At 62.6% G+C, this 15,338-nt stretch carries 14 protein-coding genes and 1 pseudogene; 7 read left to right on the top strand and 8 right to left on the bottom strand.

Annotated elements, in window-relative coordinates:
• Nucleotides 1–443 precede the first annotated feature (443 nt).
• The 7 genes from AC04SI_RS32050 to dgoD form a co-directional block, all read right to left on the bottom strand.
• The gene (locus tag AC04SI_RS32050; RefSeq protein ID WP_488475621.1) at nt 444–1,319 is read right to left on the bottom strand and encodes an aldose 1-epimerase; all 876 of its coding nucleotides are present in this window, start codon (nt 1,317–1,319) and stop codon (nt 444–446) included.
• 5 nt (nt 1,320–1,324) lie between these two features.
• Nucleotides 1,325–2,125, bottom strand: coding sequence for a FadR/GntR family transcriptional regulator (locus AC04SI_RS32055; RefSeq protein ID WP_404284883.1), 801 nt, complete (start codon nt 2,123–2,125; stop codon nt 1,325–1,327).
• A 2-nt stretch (nt 2,126–2,127) separates the two neighbouring features.
• The gene (locus AC04SI_RS32060) at nt 2,128–3,129 is read right to left on the bottom strand and encodes an ABC transporter permease (RefSeq protein ID WP_404284885.1); all 1,002 of its coding nucleotides are present in this window, start codon (nt 3,127–3,129) and stop codon (nt 2,128–2,130) included.
• Nucleotides 3,126–4,649, bottom strand: a complete 1,524-nt coding sequence (locus AC04SI_RS32065) for a sugar ABC transporter ATP-binding protein (protein ID WP_404284887.1) — start codon at nt 4,647–4,649, stop codon at nt 3,126–3,128. The genes AC04SI_RS32060 and AC04SI_RS32065 overlap by 4 nt, the downstream gene beginning before the upstream one ends.
• A 73-nt stretch (nt 4,650–4,722) precedes the next feature.
• Nucleotides 4,723–5,706 carry a substrate-binding domain-containing protein gene (locus tag AC04SI_RS32070; protein ID WP_404284889.1) on the bottom strand — a complete coding sequence of 328 codons (984 nt, stop codon included), beginning with the start codon at nt 5,704–5,706 and terminating at the stop codon, nt 4,723–4,725.
• Between the two features lie 26 nt (nt 5,707–5,732).
• Nucleotides 5,733–6,509: an SDR family oxidoreductase gene (locus tag AC04SI_RS32075; RefSeq protein WP_404284891.1), complete on the bottom strand. Its 777-nt coding sequence runs from the start codon at nt 6,507–6,509 to the stop codon at nt 5,733–5,735.
• A gap of 5 nt (nt 6,510–6,514) precedes the next feature.
• Nucleotides 6,515–7,687, bottom strand: a complete 1,173-nt coding sequence (dgoD, locus tag AC04SI_RS32080) for a galactonate dehydratase (protein WP_404284893.1) — start codon at nt 7,685–7,687, stop codon at nt 6,515–6,517.
• Between the two features lie 130 nt (nt 7,688–7,817).
• On the opposite strand from dgoD, the pseudogene AC04SI_RS32085 reads away from it, so the two are divergent.
• Nucleotides 7,818–8,035 (top strand): annotated as a pseudogene (locus AC04SI_RS32085) (VOC family protein); the annotation flags it as partial.
• Between the two features lie 91 nt (nt 8,036–8,126).
• Here the strand turns inward: AC04SI_RS32085 and AC04SI_RS32090 are convergent.
• A complete protein-coding gene (locus AC04SI_RS32090) occupies nt 8,127–9,026 on the bottom strand; it encodes an SMP-30/gluconolactonase/LRE family protein (RefSeq protein WP_404284895.1) in 900 nt (299 codons plus the stop codon).
• A 106-nt stretch (nt 9,027–9,132) separates the two neighbouring features.
• Here AC04SI_RS32090 and AC04SI_RS32095 point away from each other — a divergent pair, with 106 nt between their 5' ends.
• The 6 genes from AC04SI_RS32095 to AC04SI_RS32120 all read left to right on the top strand — a co-directional run bounded on the left by AC04SI_RS32095 (nt 9,133) and on the right by AC04SI_RS32120 (nt 14,632).
• Entirely contained in the window at nt 9,133–9,852 is a 720-nt protein-coding gene (locus tag AC04SI_RS32095) for a FadR/GntR family transcriptional regulator (protein WP_404284897.1), read from the top strand.
• Between the two features lies 1 nt (nt 9,853).
• On the top strand, nt 9,854–11,056 hold the full coding sequence (locus tag AC04SI_RS32100; RefSeq protein WP_404284899.1) for a mandelate racemase/muconate lactonizing enzyme family protein: 1,203 nt from the start codon (nt 9,854–9,856) through the stop codon (nt 11,054–11,056).
• Between the two features lie 23 nt (nt 11,057–11,079).
• Nucleotides 11,080–12,057, top strand: coding sequence for a sugar ABC transporter substrate-binding protein (locus tag AC04SI_RS32105; RefSeq protein WP_404284901.1), 978 nt, complete (start codon nt 11,080–11,082; stop codon nt 12,055–12,057).
• A gap of 94 nt (nt 12,058–12,151) precedes the next feature.
• Nucleotides 12,152–13,129, top strand: coding sequence for an ABC transporter permease (locus tag AC04SI_RS32110; RefSeq protein ID WP_404284902.1), 978 nt, complete (start codon nt 12,152–12,154; stop codon nt 13,127–13,129).
• A 3-nt stretch (nt 13,130–13,132) separates the two neighbouring features.
• On the top strand, nt 13,133–13,864 hold the full coding sequence (locus tag AC04SI_RS32115; protein WP_404284904.1) for an ATP-binding cassette domain-containing protein: 732 nt from the start codon (nt 13,133–13,135) through the stop codon (nt 13,862–13,864).
• 12 nt (nt 13,865–13,876) lie between these two features.
• Nucleotides 13,877–14,632: an SDR family oxidoreductase gene (locus tag AC04SI_RS32120; protein WP_404284906.1), complete on the top strand. Its 756-nt coding sequence runs from the start codon at nt 13,877–13,879 to the stop codon at nt 14,630–14,632.
• Nucleotides 14,633–15,338 lie beyond the last annotated feature (706 nt).

Genomic DNA, 15,338 nt, shown 5'->3' on the forward strand with positions numbered 1-15,338 from the left:
AGCCGATCAATCGGCTCTATGAGGTTGTAAGAGCGACGCGATGTGATGGCGAGACCGGTCAGGCCGGGAACAGGGATAACCCATGCGATGTCGGAGGCATCATAGCCTGCAAAGCAGATTGGGACCTTGTTCGCCGACCCCATCAGGGCTAGCAGCTTCGAACGGCTGCATGAACAGGCCGGACAGAAGACTGCACCCGACCAATGCGCCAGAACAACGAATTACCTCTTGCAATACGGGAGCCATCCACAGAAGACATCGCCGCCGCCGAAGCTAAAGGTCGTGGTTGCGCCGGAGTTGGAAATTGCTTCAGCGTGGATCACGTCAGGTTCGCACGCGAGCGGGCATAGTGTGCGATGGTCCGTTGGGTCCGGTCGTGCCTGCAGATCGCGACCGAGCCTTCCGAGGCGCCTAGTTTTTGGTTCTGTGGGTGAGTGGTCGCTCTACATGACAGCGAACCTGCAACCGGCCACCAAGCTCTCGCCAGGGCTAAGCACCGACAATCCGTTCCAGATGTCGATCGAACCACAGTTGTGGGCGTCCACGACATGGCTCACCGGCTCGAAACAGAAGAAGTCGCTTGCTGCCGATGGCGAATAGACCAGGTAGAAATTCAAGGGCGGGGACGCTTCGATCCTGAGGCCGCAATTGCGCTCTGGCCAACATATGGAAGCGGCACCGTCCCAGCCGGCAAAGGCATTGTTTATCCATCCGCCTGGCAAGGCGGTCGGCGTGCGGAAATCCCAATCGGGACGGGTTCTGACATCCTCGAACCTGTCGGGGAGATGGTTGGGCAGTTCCAGGCAAACCTGTAACGCCGGGGCATGAAGCGTGGTCAGCGCCGTTCTCGGGAACCACGGATGGATGCCTAGCCCGAACGGCAAGCTGACCGGCGCTCGATTGGCGATCAGAAGGTTCAGTTCGAGCGCCTGTCCGGTCAGCGCGTAGCCCACCTCGGCGCGATACCGGTAGGGGCCAGGTCCGTTGCTGACGAGCGACAGACGCGCTTGGTCCGGCGCCAGGCTGTCGACGTTCCATTCGCTCGAAAATCCATTGCCGTGAATGGGAAAAGGCTCGCCCGCGACATTGGGGAGCAGTTCGTGGAATGTGGCATTGAAGATGAAGCCGCCGCCCGAGATGCGATTTGACCAGGGCACAAGCAGGTTGCAGGCAAGATCGAACGGGTTTTTGCTGCCGCCGTCCGGCCATGGCCTGAACAGCGGCACGCGCCCGTAGTCGAACCGCGCCAGGCCTGCACCGAGCGACGGGACGATTTCGGCGGACAAATCCCCATTTCGAATTTCAATGGTCTCGATCATCAAACTCAGATGTTATCGACTGGGGCAGCGGGGGCCGGCTGTTGATGGCGGCCCTTGCGGGCTACAGCTAGAAGGTCATTCGACGCGATGCCGATCAGCGCTTTCATCTGGTCGTGGGCCTCGTCGACCCTGCGCATGCGAATTGCCTCCAGCACGTCGCCATGGGCGCTGAGTGTCTGCTGATAGTTGGCGGTGGCCGATGTGGTCAATCGGAAGGAGAAATTGAGTGCTGCCGCAAGCATGTTGCCGAGATTGGCGAAGACCGGGTTGCGGCTGGCGCGAAGGATGGCCGTATGAAAGCGGACGTCGGCGTCGAGACAGGCGGCCAGATCGTCCTCCGGCGCGATGCGCATGGCCTCATAGGCCGCTTCGATCACCGCGAGATCGCCCGAGGTCGCCATCTTCGCCGCAAGCTGGGCGGCAGCCGGCTCGATGACCAGCCGCGCCTCGATCAAGCCGCGGACGAAATCGAGATCAGGCTCGATATCGCGCATCCATTCGAGAACCTGCGCATCCAGCCTGTTCCATTCGCTCGACACACGCACACGGGTCCCTGCCCGCTTGCGCGCCTCGATCAGCCCTTTGGCCGAGAGTGTCAGCAGCGCATCGCGAAGCGCGGTGCGGCTGGCGCCGTAGATGACGCACAGTTCGGCTTCCGTCGGCAGGACCTCGTTCTGTGCATATGTGCCTGCAAGGATACGCTGTCCGAGATCGCGGGCGATGCGATCCTTGAGCGACGACGTGCCGCTGTCCCCAGCAGAAAGCTCCTGCTTGCCTTGATCAATCGAAGCGGCGGCCGCGTCCATCGTCATGTCCTGTTCAAGTGATACTCGGCAATTACGACAGCCAGTATCAGGAGCGAGCCCTTGGCAAGCAATTGATAGAATGTTGGCACGGACGTCAGTATCATTCCGTTGTTGAGCACGCCAATGATGGCGACGCCGAGCAGTGCGCCGACAATCGTTCCCTTGCCGCCCTGCAAGGCACAGCCACCCAGCACGGCAGCCGTGATAGCCTCGAGTTCCAGGCCCTGGGATCCCGACACGGGCTGACCCGAACCGGTGCGGGCAGCCAGCAGAATCCCTGCCAATCCGGCGGCAACGCCACTCATGATGTAGATACCGACGCGGTAGCGGTTGATGTTGATGCCGGAGAAGCGGGCGACAACGGGATTGCCGCCCAGCGCATAGATGTTGCGGCCGACGATCGAGCGCGCCAGGAAGAGGTGGAAAACGATCGCCGTCAGCACAAGAATCCAGATCAGCAGCGGCAGGCCGAGGATTCGTCCGATCCCTATGAACCGGAAAGTGTCGCTGAAGATGGCGATCGATTGGCCATCGGACATGATGAAGGCGATGCCGCGAAAAATCGCCATCGTGCCGAGCGTCGCAATTACAGCGTTGACCCGCCCGTAGGTGATGATGATGCCGTTGACGAGGCCGGCAAGCCCGCCAAGCACCAAGCCGGCAAGGATGCCCGCCGCGGGCGACCCGGTCGACTGGATGGCCATAGCCGTCGACACGGTGGTCAGACCCACGATTGCACCGACGGCGATATCAAGACCGCCGGCGACAATGACCACGGTCTGGCTCATCGCCAGCACGCCGAGGATGGTGATGCCGAGGCCGATGTTGAGCAGGTTTCGGCTGGAGAAGAACACATCGCCGCGCAGCGAACCGAAGATAAGAACGAGAATGGCGAGCGCAACCAGAAGGCTGATGTTGTGAACGCCAACACGCTCCACAACGCGCGAGGAAGCGCCCCTCGCGTCTGTTTGCACTTTCGATGCGCGAAGCTGGAGGCTGTTCATTGGATGTGTTCTCCGAGCGATGGTACGGATTGCGGCATAGCGTGCTTGAGAATCGTCGCTTCGTCGATGTCGGGGCGGGAAAGTTCGGCCGTGATCCGGCCTCCTGCCATGACCAGAACCCTGTCGGCGAGGCCGATCAGTTCCGGCATTTCCGAAGAGATAAGGATGATGCCGATGCCGCTTGCCGCGAGTTCATCGATCAGCCGATAGATTTCCGCCTTGGCGCCGATGTCGATGCCGCGGGTGGGTTCGTCGAGGATGAGCAGCATCGGTTGCCGGGCAAGCCAGCGCGCCAGAACGACCTTCTGCTGGTTGCCACCCGACAGTTTCGAAACCTGTTCGTCGAGGTTGGGTGCCTTGATCGACATCTTGGCTGCCAGCGGCGAGACAATCTCCAGCGCCTTGCGCCGGTTGAAGAAGCCGAAGGTCGACGTCTTGTCGGGCACGCAAAGCGCGGCGTTGTCGAGAATGCTTCGGAACAAAAGCAGCGCCTCGTGTTTGCGGTCCTCCGGGGCAAAACCAATGCCTGCCACGATCGCCGCATGCGGGCTGTTGGGGAGAACGGACACGCCGTTCATGGCTATGCTTCCAGCGAGGCGCCGATCATAGCCGACAATCGCCTTTGCCAGTTCGGACCGGCCCGCGCCCATGAGGCCAGCAATGCCGAGCACTTCGCCGCGACGAACCCTGAGACTGACATCGCTGACGCGGTCAGTGGTCAAGCCCGCCACGTCCAGCAACGGCTCTCCCGACCGCCACGTCTCGCGGGTGAACAAGTCGGCAATGTCGCGGCCGACCATCAGCTTGGCGATGGTCTGTTCGCTGGCGCCGGCCGCCGGCGAATCGTCGACCAGCTTGCCGTCGCGCAAAACGACGATGCGGTCGGCAAGGTCGATGATCTCGTTCAGCCGGTGCGAGATGTAGATGACCGACGTGCCCTCCTCGCGCAGCCGGCGGATGACGGAAAACAGGCGGCGCGCTTCGTCGTCGGTCAGTGACGAGGTCGGTTCGTCGAACGCGATCAGCCGGCCGCCGGCACGGATGGCGCGCATGATCTCGATCATCTGGCGTTGCGCCGGACCGAGCGTGCTGCACAGTTGCCGCGGTCGCATGTCCTGCTGCATGCCGAAGGTCGCAAGCACCCGGTCGGTCTGCTCCTCGAGCTTGCGCCAGTCGAGCAGGACGCCTGCGAGCCGCGGCAGTTCGCCGACGAAAATGTTCTCGGCCACTGTCAGGTTGGGAACGATCTCCGGCTCCTGATGGATGACGCGAATGCCCACCCGGTGGCTGTCGCGCGGTTCGCCGAAAACGATCGGCGTGGAACCGTGCCGCACGGTGCCGCTGTCGGGCCCGAATACGCCCTCAAGAATGCGCATCATGGTCGATTTGCCGGCGCCGTTCTCGCCGACCAGAGCGAGCACCTCGCCTGGCCGGAAAGCAATCGAGACGCTCTCGAGCGCCTGCACGACGCCGAAGCGCTTCGATATCTTGTCGAGCGAGAAGAATTCCGGTTGCGTCAAAGCTCACTCCCTGGGATCGATCCGTGCACTGAAGAGGGTCATGCGCCTTTGGGGCGCATGACGCATGTCCGGTTCACTTGCAGAGCTTGGCCTTGTAGTCCGAGGCAAAGTTGTCGGCGGTGATGTATTCCGGGTCGGTGAAGGACTGAACCGGCAGCTTCGTTCCATCCTTGATCGAGGCCAGTAGGATCTTCACCGCCAGCGCGCCGTGATTTTCCGAATTGAGCCACATCGTACCACGGAATGCCGAGGGCTTGCCCGATCCGAAGGCATCGCAGGCGCGGCTGCCGTCAATGCCGATCCCCATGCCCTGGTCCGCCGTATAGCCAGCGTTCTCCAGCGCCCGCGCGCCACCCAGCACGCCGTCATCGTTGCATGAATAGAATATCCAGTTCGTCACGCTGGGATTGGCGGTCAACGTGGTGGTCATCACGTCGATGGCGTTGACCATCGTGTTGTCGTAGGGGACGCGAACGATGTTGCCAGCCTTGAAGTCGGGCACCGCCTTCAGAAACGCTTCTTCGGCGCCCTTGTTGCGCTGCATGCAGGTATCCGCCTTGCGGTCCTCGATCGAGGCGATGCGCACTTCTTTGCCCGCCCAACCGTCGGCCTTGTAGAGCTTGGCCAGCTCTTCGCCCACCCGCGCACCGATGTTGTACGCATTCATGCCAACATAGGGGACCTGGGTGCCGTCCTGATAGTAGATGTCGTCGTCGACCGCCACCAGGGGGATTTTCGCGGCCTTGGCCTTCTCCGCGATGACCGGTCCCAGCGCCTTGTCGGGAACGACGATCGCGATGCCCTTGACGCCGTCGCCGACCATCGTATCGAAGGTGGTGATCGTCAGATTGGCGTCGAACTGCACGTCCTGCGACACGAAGGTGGCGCCGGCCGCCTCAGCCGCTTTCTTGGCGCCGCCGACTTCGGCGACGAACCATGGATGGTCGCCCATCTTGTTAATGTAGCCGATCTTGATGTCGTCGGCGCTTGCCGCGCCAGCCATCAATCCGGCAGCCAGTACCGCAAATGTCGCCAAAGCCTTTGTCGTGGTTTTCATGGTGGTCCTCCCTGAGCTGGTGGTTGTCAGTCGTGGTAGAGAACCGAGCGTCCACCATCGATGGTGATCGTCTCGGCATTGATGAACGGCGCTTCGTCGGAAGCGAGGAAAACCGCCGTCATTGCAACTTCGTCCGGCCGGCCAATGCGCTTGGGCGGATGAAGGTCGTAGGCCCGCCGCTTCTCCTCGGCGGGGTCTGGAAACGTGTTCCAGTAGGCTTCCGCGATCGGCGTCTCGACATAACCGGGAGCGATCGCGTTTACGCGGATGCCGCGCGCCGCATATTCGATGGCGAGCGAGCGGGTCAGGCCGACAAGAGCATGCTTGGCGACCGGATAGGGGAATGTGTGAGGAATGATCTTGAAAGCGTGGCAGCTCGCTACGTTGACGATCGACCCAGAGCCGTTCGCCAGCATCGTCGGCAGAACCGCCCTGGCGCAGAACCACGCGGCCTGGAGGTCGAGCTTGAGACAGCGGTCCCATTCCTCGTCGGGCATCAGCAACGGCTCGTGGAAGACGTTGGCGCCGGCATTGTTGACGAGAACGTCAACGCCGCCATAGGCCGCGATCGTCTTCGCCACCATGTCGGCGACCGCCGCTGTGTCGGTGACATCAGTCTCGACAAAAAGCGCATCGGCGCCTTGGGCGCGCAGTTCGTCGGCAATTGCCTTGCCGGTTGCAGCATTCAGTTCGGCAAGCACGGTCTTTGCGCCATGCGCTGCAAATGCCCGGGCGGTGGCGGCGCCGATGCCCTGGCCGGCGCCGGTGACGATTGCGATCTTTCCCTGAAGCCTGCCTGTCATGGCGCTCACCAATCGACCACGGAGCCATCGGGCATGACGGCATTGCGGGCGTGGAGCACTTCCTGCTTGAAGGGGTGGCGCGCTATGACATCCTCGTTGACGGTGACGCCAAGTCCCGGCAGTTCGGGCACGTCCCAGCGGCCCGGTTTGCGCTGGATCGGCCAGGTCACGACGTCGTCGTACCAGGCGACCGCGCCGGACATCTCCTCCTGGATGATGACGTTCGGCGTCGATATGCCGAAGTGAAGCGCGGCGACGCCGGCGATCGGGCCGAGCGGGTTGTGCGGCGCAAGGCCGATGCCCGCCGTTTCCGCCAGGGCCGCGATCTTCTTGGTCTCGAGCAGGCCGCCGGTGTGGCAGATATCGGGCTGGGCAATGTTGAAGGCGCGCGCCGCGATCGAGTGGGTGAATTCGCGGCGCCCGATTAGCCGCTCGCCGGACGCGATCGGCACCGTCGATCGCGCGGTGATATGCGCCAGGCCGGCGACATCTTCGGGCGGCACCGGTTCTTCGGCGAACATGATGCGGGCCGGCTCGATCGCCTTGAGATAGTCCATCGCCGCGTTGACGGAGGCCGGGCGTCCGTGAAAATCGACCATGATGTCGATATCGGGACCGACGGCTTCGCGCAGCGATCCGACCATGTTGGCAACCGAATCCACCGCCTTTGCGGGCGAGACGTAGTGGGTGTAGGGAATGCAGACGACCTTGACCGCGTCGTAGCCAGCCTGCGTGACGATGCGTCCGCGTTCGACGATCGTGTCGGCAGACCCGCTCTCATAAACCGCCTTCATGTCGCCGAGGCCAAGATGCGTGTAGGTGCGCAGGTAGTCGCGGACCTGGCCGCCCAGAAGGCGCCAGACTGGGACGCCCAGCGATTTGCCCAGTATATCCCAGAGCGCGATCTCGATGCCGCTGACGGCTGACATTCCCTCGACGCCAAGACGCCAGAAGCCGTGGCGCGTCAGGATCTGGTAGCACTGTTCTACATTGCGCGGATCTTGCCCGACGAGCAGTGCCTCAAGGTCCTGCAGCGCGCCAACGACGGCGCGCGTCTTCCATTCCAGCGTCGCCTCACCCCAGCCAAACAGACCAGGTTCGTCGGTTTCGACCCGAACGAAAACCCAGTTGCGCATTTCGGCATTGCAGACCAGCGCCTTGATGGCCGTGATTTTCATTGGTCCTCCCAGATATACCGCTTTTTTCACGGCATTATGTATGATTTATTCTGATTAATATGAGCAAGTCAAGGGCGACATCAGGGTTGCGCCGGCTTCGTGTCGCATTTCGCCGGCCGTGCGGGCAAACGAGACCGACCGCTACTGGAATGCAATCGTCGGCAACGGCGGCCAGGAGAGCGAGTGCGGCTGGTGCAAAGACACGTGGGGATTTCCTGGCAAATCGCTCCGCGCGTACTGACTGACGCCTTGGCGGCAGGCGGCGACGAAGCAAAGCGCGCGTTTGACGCCATAATGACCATGAAGAAAATCGATGTCGCCGCGATCGAGGCGGCGCGGCGCGGTTGATGCTCTGTTGCGTCTTGCGGCCAAATTGTTGCCAGAGCATGTCCGCTCGAAGTGTTTCCACCGCATGCCCCCGCGGCTGCATCGCGGAAGCCTAACCGAAGCGGTTGCTCCATGCGCCTAGTCCCCCAGGTCGTAGCGCAAAGAGTCCGCCTTCGTGCGGGTGCGTCTCAAGGTGCTCCGCAGTCATCGTAAAGCGCGCGGAGGTGACGAACAGCGTGTCGAGATCGGCACCGCCGAAGGTGCAGCTCGTCGGCCAGGAGCAGGGCAGTTCGACGATCCGGTCCAACCGGCCGTCGGGCGCGATGCGGGCAAGGCAGCCGCCGCCCATGACGCGGCAGTTCCAGATGTAGCCTTCTGCATCCATGCAGGAGCCGTCAGGTAGGCCCCGCTGGAAGCCGCCGAAAAGCAGCCGTCGGTCATCGAGCTGAGAAGAGCCGCCCCTCCACGCATAGCTGTAGATCGCGTTTTTCGTCGTGTCCGCGGTGATGAAGCGCCCGTCCTGCGTCCAGACCATGGTGTTGGTGATGCCAAAGTGGTCTTCGGATAAGCTCGTAACGTCGCCACCGGGGCCAACTCGAAACAGCTGCCCGGCTTCCTGCGTGATGGCGACGGGCGCGTCATCCGGTCCGATGTTGTTGGCCATCGTGCCGACCCAGAACGAGCCATCGGGCGCGACGACGCCCTCATTCAGCCGAATGCCGGGCCTATCCGGCTCGATCGTCGTGATCGTTCGGAACGGCCCGCCGAAGTCCCACAAGGCAATCTCGTTCCTGAGGCCGACAATGGCACCACCGTCGGCGCGCAGGCCGATCGAGGAGACCAGATCGGGCGTCTCCCAGGATTCGTGAGCCAAGGTCAGCGGATCCAGCCTATGGATCCTGCGGCCGATAATGTCGATCCAGACCAGCCGGTTGCGGCGATCGTCCCAGATCAGGCTCTCGCCGACGACGTCGCGCGCATCGAAGACCAGGCCGGCGTTCATATCGTCCATGCGGTTCCTCCAGGCTAGGCCATCCAAAACTTTCTTGACATATATCTTTCCTCTGAATTATGAACAATTTGATAGCAACATGTCATACAAGTTCTTAGGGAGCGACATGCAGGATCCGACGGAGACAGCGGGCGAGCCTAGCCCCGGCCTTGTGAGCACGGCTATCCAGGCGATCACCCAGCACATCCGCTCGGAGGGGCTTGCGCCGGGCGATCCGCTGCCCAGCGAAGCGGCCATGACGCGCCACCTCAATGTCTCGCGAACCGTCGTGCGCGAGGCGTTCCGATCGCTTTCGGCAATGCGCCTGATCGACATGAGCGCTGGACGCCGCGCCACCGTTGCCAAGCTCGACACCGGTGCCATGTCGATGGTGATCGAGCATGGCATCACCACGCAGCAGATCAGCGTCCATCAGGTCTATGATGTCAGGCGCACGATCGAGATGCGCACAGTGGCGCTCGCCGCCTTGCGTCGCACCGATACGGAAGCCGCCGCGATCATACAATCCGCCAGGCTGATGCGTGAGAATTTCAAGAACCCCGAGATCGTCATGGAGCACGACATCGCCTTTCACGAGGCGATCGCGGCTGCTTCGCACAACCCGGTCTTCTCGCTGATCGTCACCGCCTTCAGCGGGGTCACGCGCCGCACCTGGGTCATCGGCTGGCGGACCCGCTCCTCCGACGAAGACCAACTGAAGATGATCAAGGGGCACGAGGACATAGCCGAGGCGATCGTCATGGGCGATCCGCGGCTCGCCGCCGAGCACATGGCGCTGCATTTCGACAAGAGCGTCAAAGCGCTGCTCGATGCGGGAATTGCCTGACATGAAGATCACCGCGATAGAGACCATTCGTATCGAGGAGCGGCCCAACCTGCTCTGGGTCGAGGTCCATACCGACGAGGGCATCACCGGGCTCGGCGAGACGTTCTACTTGTCGCGCACCGTCGAGGAGTATCTGCATGAATACGTCGCGCCGAGGGTGATCGGCCGCGATCCACTTCAGATCGATCTGCTCGCCGCCGACCTGGTCGGCTATCTCGGCTTCCGCTCCAGCGGCGCCGAGGTGCGCGGCAATTCCGCGTTCGACATCGCGCTATGGGACATTTTCGGCAAAGTCACAGGCCAGCCGATCGCGCAGCTTCTGGGCGGCTTCAGCCGCCGCTCCATCCGCACCTACAACACCTGCGCTGGCACCGAATACATCAAGGACGCCAAGGGCCAGACGACAGCCAACTATGGCATCGGCGTCGGGCGCGAGTATGACGACCTCAACGGCTTCCTCACCCGCGCCGGCGAATTGGCGCAAGAGCTGCTCGAGGACGGCATCACCGCCATGAAAATTTGGCCGTTCGATCACGCCGCCGAAAGGACGCGTGGCAACGACATCTCGGCGGCGGACTTGAAGTCCGCGCTGCAACCCTTCGAGAAGATTCGCAAAGCCGTCGGCGACAAGATCGATATCATGGTCGAGTTCCATTCGATGTGGCAGCTCCTGCCGGCCATGAAGATCGCCGGCGCACTGAAACCTTTTGCCACCTATTGGCACGAGGACCCGATTCGCATGGACAGCCTCGGCGACCTGAAACGCTACGAGGCGGTCAGCCCCGCGCCGATCTCGGCGTCCGAGACGCTGGGCAGCCGCTGGGCCTTCCGCGACCTGCTCGAAACCGGGGCGGCGGGCATCGTCATGCTCGACATTTCCTGGTGCGGCGGCCTCTCGGAAGCGCGCAAAATCGCCGCCATGGCCGAAGCCTGGCGGCTGCCGGTGGCGCCGCATGACTGCACCGGTCCGGTCGTGCTCGCCGCCTCGACGCATCTGTCGCTCAATGCGCCCAACGCGCTTGTCCAGGAAAGCGTGCGTGCCTTCTACCGCACCTGGTACCGAGACTTGGTTACGGCGCTGCCTGAAGTGAAGAACGGCATGATCACCGTGCCGCCAGGGCCGGGGCTGGGGCTGGCGCTCAACCCGGATCTTGGGAAGGCCTACACCGTCCAGCGCCGCGTCTCCGACAAGGCGGACATTTGAGAAATCCAAAGGGAGGAATTGAGATGAGAAAACTGACCGCAACACTTCTGCTCGGCGCAGCCCTTTTCGGCGCGCAGACGGCCGCGCGAGCCGATGGCCTCAACATCGTCTTCACGCACCACTCGTCGGCCTCGAACACCTTTTGGCAGGCCGTCAAGAAGGGCTTTGACGACGGCTGCGCCAAGGTCGAGGCAAGCTGCAACATGGTCTTCACCCAGACCGAGGGCTCCATTGAGCAGCAGGTCGCCAACATGCGCGCAGCCCTTGCCGCCAAGCCTGATGCGTTGCTGACCTCGATCGTCGACGATCATGCCTTCGATGACGTCATCAAGGAGGCGCGCGATGCCGGCGTGCTGGTGATCGCCGTCAATGTCGACGATACCGAAGGCGCCAAAGGCAATGCACGGCAGGCCTTCGTCGGACAGGGCTTCAAGCCGGCGGGCTATTCGCTTGCCAAGGCCATTTCCGAAAGCTTCCCCAAGGATGGCCCGATCAAGGTGCTGGTCGGCATCTCGGCACCCGGCCAGAACTGGTCCGAGAGTCGAGGCGCCGGCGTGATGCAGTACCTTGAGGAATACAAGGCCGCGCATGCCGACCGCGACGTGTCGTGGGAACGCATCGACAGCGGCACCGACCTTGCCATCACCTCCGACCGCGTCGGCGCCTATCTCAACGCCCATCCTGACACCACCGCCTATTTCGACACCGGCTTCTGGTGCGCCGGCGTCGCGCGCGTGCTGCAGGATCGCGGCGTAGCACCAGGCAAGGTCCTGCTCGGCGGCTTCGACCTGGTGCCCGAGGTGCTACAGCAGATGCAGAAGGGCTATGTGCAGGCGCTGGTCGACCAGCAGCCATACATGCAGGGCTTCATGCCGGTGATGGAGGCCTATCTCAACAAGAAGATCGGCCTGGCACCTTCCGACATCGACACCGGTCAGGGCATCGTGCGGCCGAAGGAGGCCGACGCGATCATGGCGCTCTCCGCCCAGGGGATGCGCTGATAGCGTGGTCCGAATGAGCGGCTTCGCATTGGCGGCGCTCAGCGCCGCCGATGCATGATGCATAAAGAGAAGTTCGAAATCCTGGAGCGTGCATTTGAAGCGCCTGTTCAAGACCTATCTCGAAAAACCGGAACTCGCCGGCCTGATCCTGCTGGTGCTACTGATCATCGTGTTCCAGATCCGCTCGCAAGGTGTGTTCCTCAACCAGGACAATCTGCGCGGCATCCTCGGCATCCTGCCGGAGGCCGGCCTCGTCGCCATCGGCGTCACCATCCTGATGATCAGCGGCGAGTTCGACCTCTCGGTCGGATCGGTGTTTGCGCTGATGCCGATGACGATGGCGATCCTGATGGTGCACGGCGCGCCGTTTCCGCTTGCCTTGCTGGCCGGACTGCTGGTCTGCGCCGTGGTCGGTTTCGTCAATGGCTACATCACCATCCGCTTCGCCATACCGAGCTTCATCACAACGCTCGGCATGCTGTTCATGGCGCGCTCGCTCACCGTGGTCGTCTCGGGCGGCTTCCCGCCGCTGCTTCCCGCGGACCTGCCGACTTGGTTGTTCACCTCCTTCGTCGGGCCGGGCAACATGTTCCGTATGTCGTTCCTGTGGTTTGCCGGCATTGCCGTGCTGACCTCGCTGATGCTGTCGCGCACCAATTTCGGCAATTGGATCAAGGCCACCGGCGGATTCCTGCCGGCCGCCGCCTCGATGGGCATCCCGACAGCCAGGGTCAAGATCGTCTGCTTCATGCTGTGTTCGATGTTGTCCGGCTTCGCAGGTATGCTGCAGGTGCTGCGGCTGGGCTCGCCTTTGCCTTCGATCGGGGAGGGGATGGAACTGCAGGCAGTGGCGTCTGCCGTCATCGGCGGTGCGTCGCTCGCCGGTGGCATAGGCACCGTCATGGGCGGCATCATCGGCACGACGCTCATCCGCGTCATCGACAACGGCCTTGTCCTCAGCCATGTCGACGCCAACTGGTTCAAGTTCGCCATAGGCTTCCTGACCATTTTCGCCGTCGTCGCCAATGCTTGGATGCGCAAGCGCGCCAAGGCCATCAAGATGGAAGGCTGAGCGATGGCCGACGCGATCATCTCCGTCCGCAACCTCCACAAATGGTATTCCGGCGTCCAGGCGCTGAAGGGGGTGACGCTCGACTTCAGGCGCGGCGAGGCGCTGGGCCTGGTCGGCGACAACGGCGCCGGCAAATCCACCTTGATCAACATCCTCTCCGGCGTCCACCGCGCCGACCAGGGCGAAATCCAGGTCGAGGGAAGGCCGGTCAGCATCGCGACGCCGCGCGACGCGATGGATCTCGGCATCGAGACGATCTACCAGTACAATTCCATGGTGCCGACCATGTCGATCGCCAGGAACTTGTTCATCGGCCGCGAGCCGACGCGGTTTTCCGTCCTCGGCGTCGGCATCCTCGACCAGAAGAAGATGGCCAGCGAAAGTGTTCGAGCCATCGCCAATGTCGACCTGCATTTGCGTTCGCCCGACGCGCTCGTCGGCGAGCTCTCCGGCGGCCAGCGGCAGGGCGTCGCCATCGCGCGGGCCATGCATTTCAAATCCAAGGTGATGATCCTCGATGAGCCGACCAACCACCTTTCGGTCAAGGAGACCAGGAAGGTGATCGGCTTCGTGCGCGGCCTGAAGGAACAGGGCGTCACCGGCGTCTTCATCAGCCACAACATGCACCATGTCTTCGAATGCTGTGACCGCGTGGTGGCGATGGCGCGCGGCGAGGTCGTGCTGGACAAGCGCATCGAGGACACCTCAATCGATGAAGTCCACGGCGTTCTGTAAAAGGTGGCGGCGATGAAGGTTCTTAGCGATCGCGTCGTGCTCTTGACCGGCGGCCTTGGTTCACTCGGCCGGGCCCAGGCGGTGACGCTGGCGCAGGCCGGCGCGCGCGTGCTGGTGCTCGACCGCCCCGACATCGCGGACGGGCCGGAGACCGTCGCCGTACTCGCCCGGCAGGCCAAGGGCCACATCTCCTTCGTCGGCTGCGATCTCAACCGGCTTGCCGAGGCCGAGGCGACTGTGGCGGCGCTGGCGGCCAGGGAAGGCGGGATCGATATCTTGATCAACAACGCTGCCCTTATCATCAACCGACCGTTCGAGGAGTTCTCGCTGGCCGAATATGAGGATCAGGTTCGCGTCAATTCCTCGGCCGCCTTTGCGCTGACGCGCGCCTGTGCGCCGGGCATGAAAGCGAAGGCCTATGGCAAGATCGTCAACTTCTGCTCTATCACGCTCAATGGCCGTTGGGATGGCTATGTGCCCTATGTCGCGTCGAAGGGCGCGATGCTTGGCCTGACCAAATCGCTGGCCCGCGAACTCGGACCGCATGGCGTCAGGGTCAATGCCGTGTCGCCGGGCGCGGTCGTTTCCGAGGCGGAGGCGCGCGTCTTCGGTGACCGGCTCGAACACTACAACGGCTGGATTCTCGAGAACCAAGGCCTCAAGAAACGCATCGAGCCGCATCACGTTGCCGATCTCGTGTTGTTTCTCGTCTCGCCGGCCTCCGACATGATCAGCGGCCAGAACATCGCCATCGACGGCGGTTGGTGAAGGCGGTGACGGGTCTTGTTGAGCTGCGCGACGGGCGCGGCCCTCTCGTTCTGGCGCCGGAGAAGGCGCGGCCATCGCTCGCTTCGAGGCACTGGTCGACGGCGCTCCGGTGCCGTTACTGCGGCCTGGCGATGGGACCTGTCAGGCTCAGTCCTTCTTGAACTCGAATAGCTCGATGACGTTGCCCGATGAATCTTCGAGCAAGATGGCGAAAGCGTGATCTGCTCTTTCAAGCGTCCGCTTGCCTCGGTTGGGTTCGGACGACAAAGGCATCCTATACCGGGCGCAACTGCTTGGCGAATCCTTCATAGTAGTGCGTCGACCCAAACGGAGACGGCGGCCCAGCGGCCGGGGCTGGGGGGCGAGTTCGGCCGCTGGCCTAACCGGAAAACGGAGAGGTAGTTCGCCGGCTGGCGAATTATAGACCGGGTTTGCGTCGCTGCTAACTTGGCAAAACGGCGGTGTTCGGCTGCCCTCAAGTCGGATGAGCCGGAGTCGAATCTCGCGTTTCGGCGCTGTAGTTCACTACCATAGCCCAGGCTTGGCAGACTGAGCGAATTCTCGGTTTATCACTATGTGCAAGGTCACGCCGAGCACAGCTCCTGTGTCCCATTCCGGGAAGCAAATCCTGGCATCCATATTGCACCGCCAGCTTGCCGGTTGATCCCGGTCCTGATCGCATACTCTGATCAGGTTAGGCTCGCCG

The sequence above is a fragment of the Mesorhizobium sp. CNPSo 4689 genome (assembly GCF_057784325.1).

Excerpts from the sequence above, each read along its gene's own strand:
- AC04SI_RS32060 (WP_404284885.1), bottom strand. The coding sequence starts at position 3,129 with ATGAACAGCCTCCAGCTTCGCGCATCGAAAGTGCAAACAGACGCGAGG.
- AC04SI_RS32100 (WP_404284899.1), top strand. The coding sequence starts at position 9,854 with ATGAAGATCACCGCGATAGAGACCATTCGTATCGAGGAGCGGCCCAAC.
- AC04SI_RS32050 (WP_488475621.1), bottom strand. The coding sequence starts at position 1,319 with ATGATCGAGACCATTGAAATTCGAAATGGGGATTTGTCCGCCGAAATC.
- AC04SI_RS32070 (WP_404284889.1), bottom strand. The coding sequence starts at position 5,706 with ATGAAAACCACGACAAAGGCTTTGGCGACATTTGCGGTACTGGCTGCC.
- dgoD (WP_404284893.1), bottom strand. The coding sequence starts at position 7,687 with ATGAAAATCACGGCCATCAAGGCGCTGGTCTGCAATGCCGAAATGCGC.
- AC04SI_RS32120 (WP_404284906.1), top strand. The coding sequence starts at position 13,877 with ATGAAGGTTCTTAGCGATCGCGTCGTGCTCTTGACCGGCGGCCTTGGT.
- AC04SI_RS32105 (WP_404284901.1), top strand. The coding sequence starts at position 11,080 with ATGAGAAAACTGACCGCAACACTTCTGCTCGGCGCAGCCCTTTTCGGC.
- AC04SI_RS32075 (WP_404284891.1), bottom strand. The coding sequence starts at position 6,509 with ATGACAGGCAGGCTTCAGGGAAAGATCGCAATCGTCACCGGCGCCGGC.
- AC04SI_RS32090 (WP_404284895.1), bottom strand. The coding sequence starts at position 9,026 with ATGGACGATATGAACGCCGGCCTGGTCTTCGATGCGCGCGACGTCGTC.
- AC04SI_RS32095 (WP_404284897.1), top strand. The coding sequence starts at position 9,133 with ATGCAGGATCCGACGGAGACAGCGGGCGAGCCTAGCCCCGGCCTTGTG.
- AC04SI_RS32115 (WP_404284904.1), top strand. The coding sequence starts at position 13,133 with ATGGCCGACGCGATCATCTCCGTCCGCAACCTCCACAAATGGTATTCC.
- AC04SI_RS32055 (WP_404284883.1), bottom strand. The coding sequence starts at position 2,125 with ATGGACGCGGCCGCCGCTTCGATTGATCAAGGCAAGCAGGAGCTTTCT.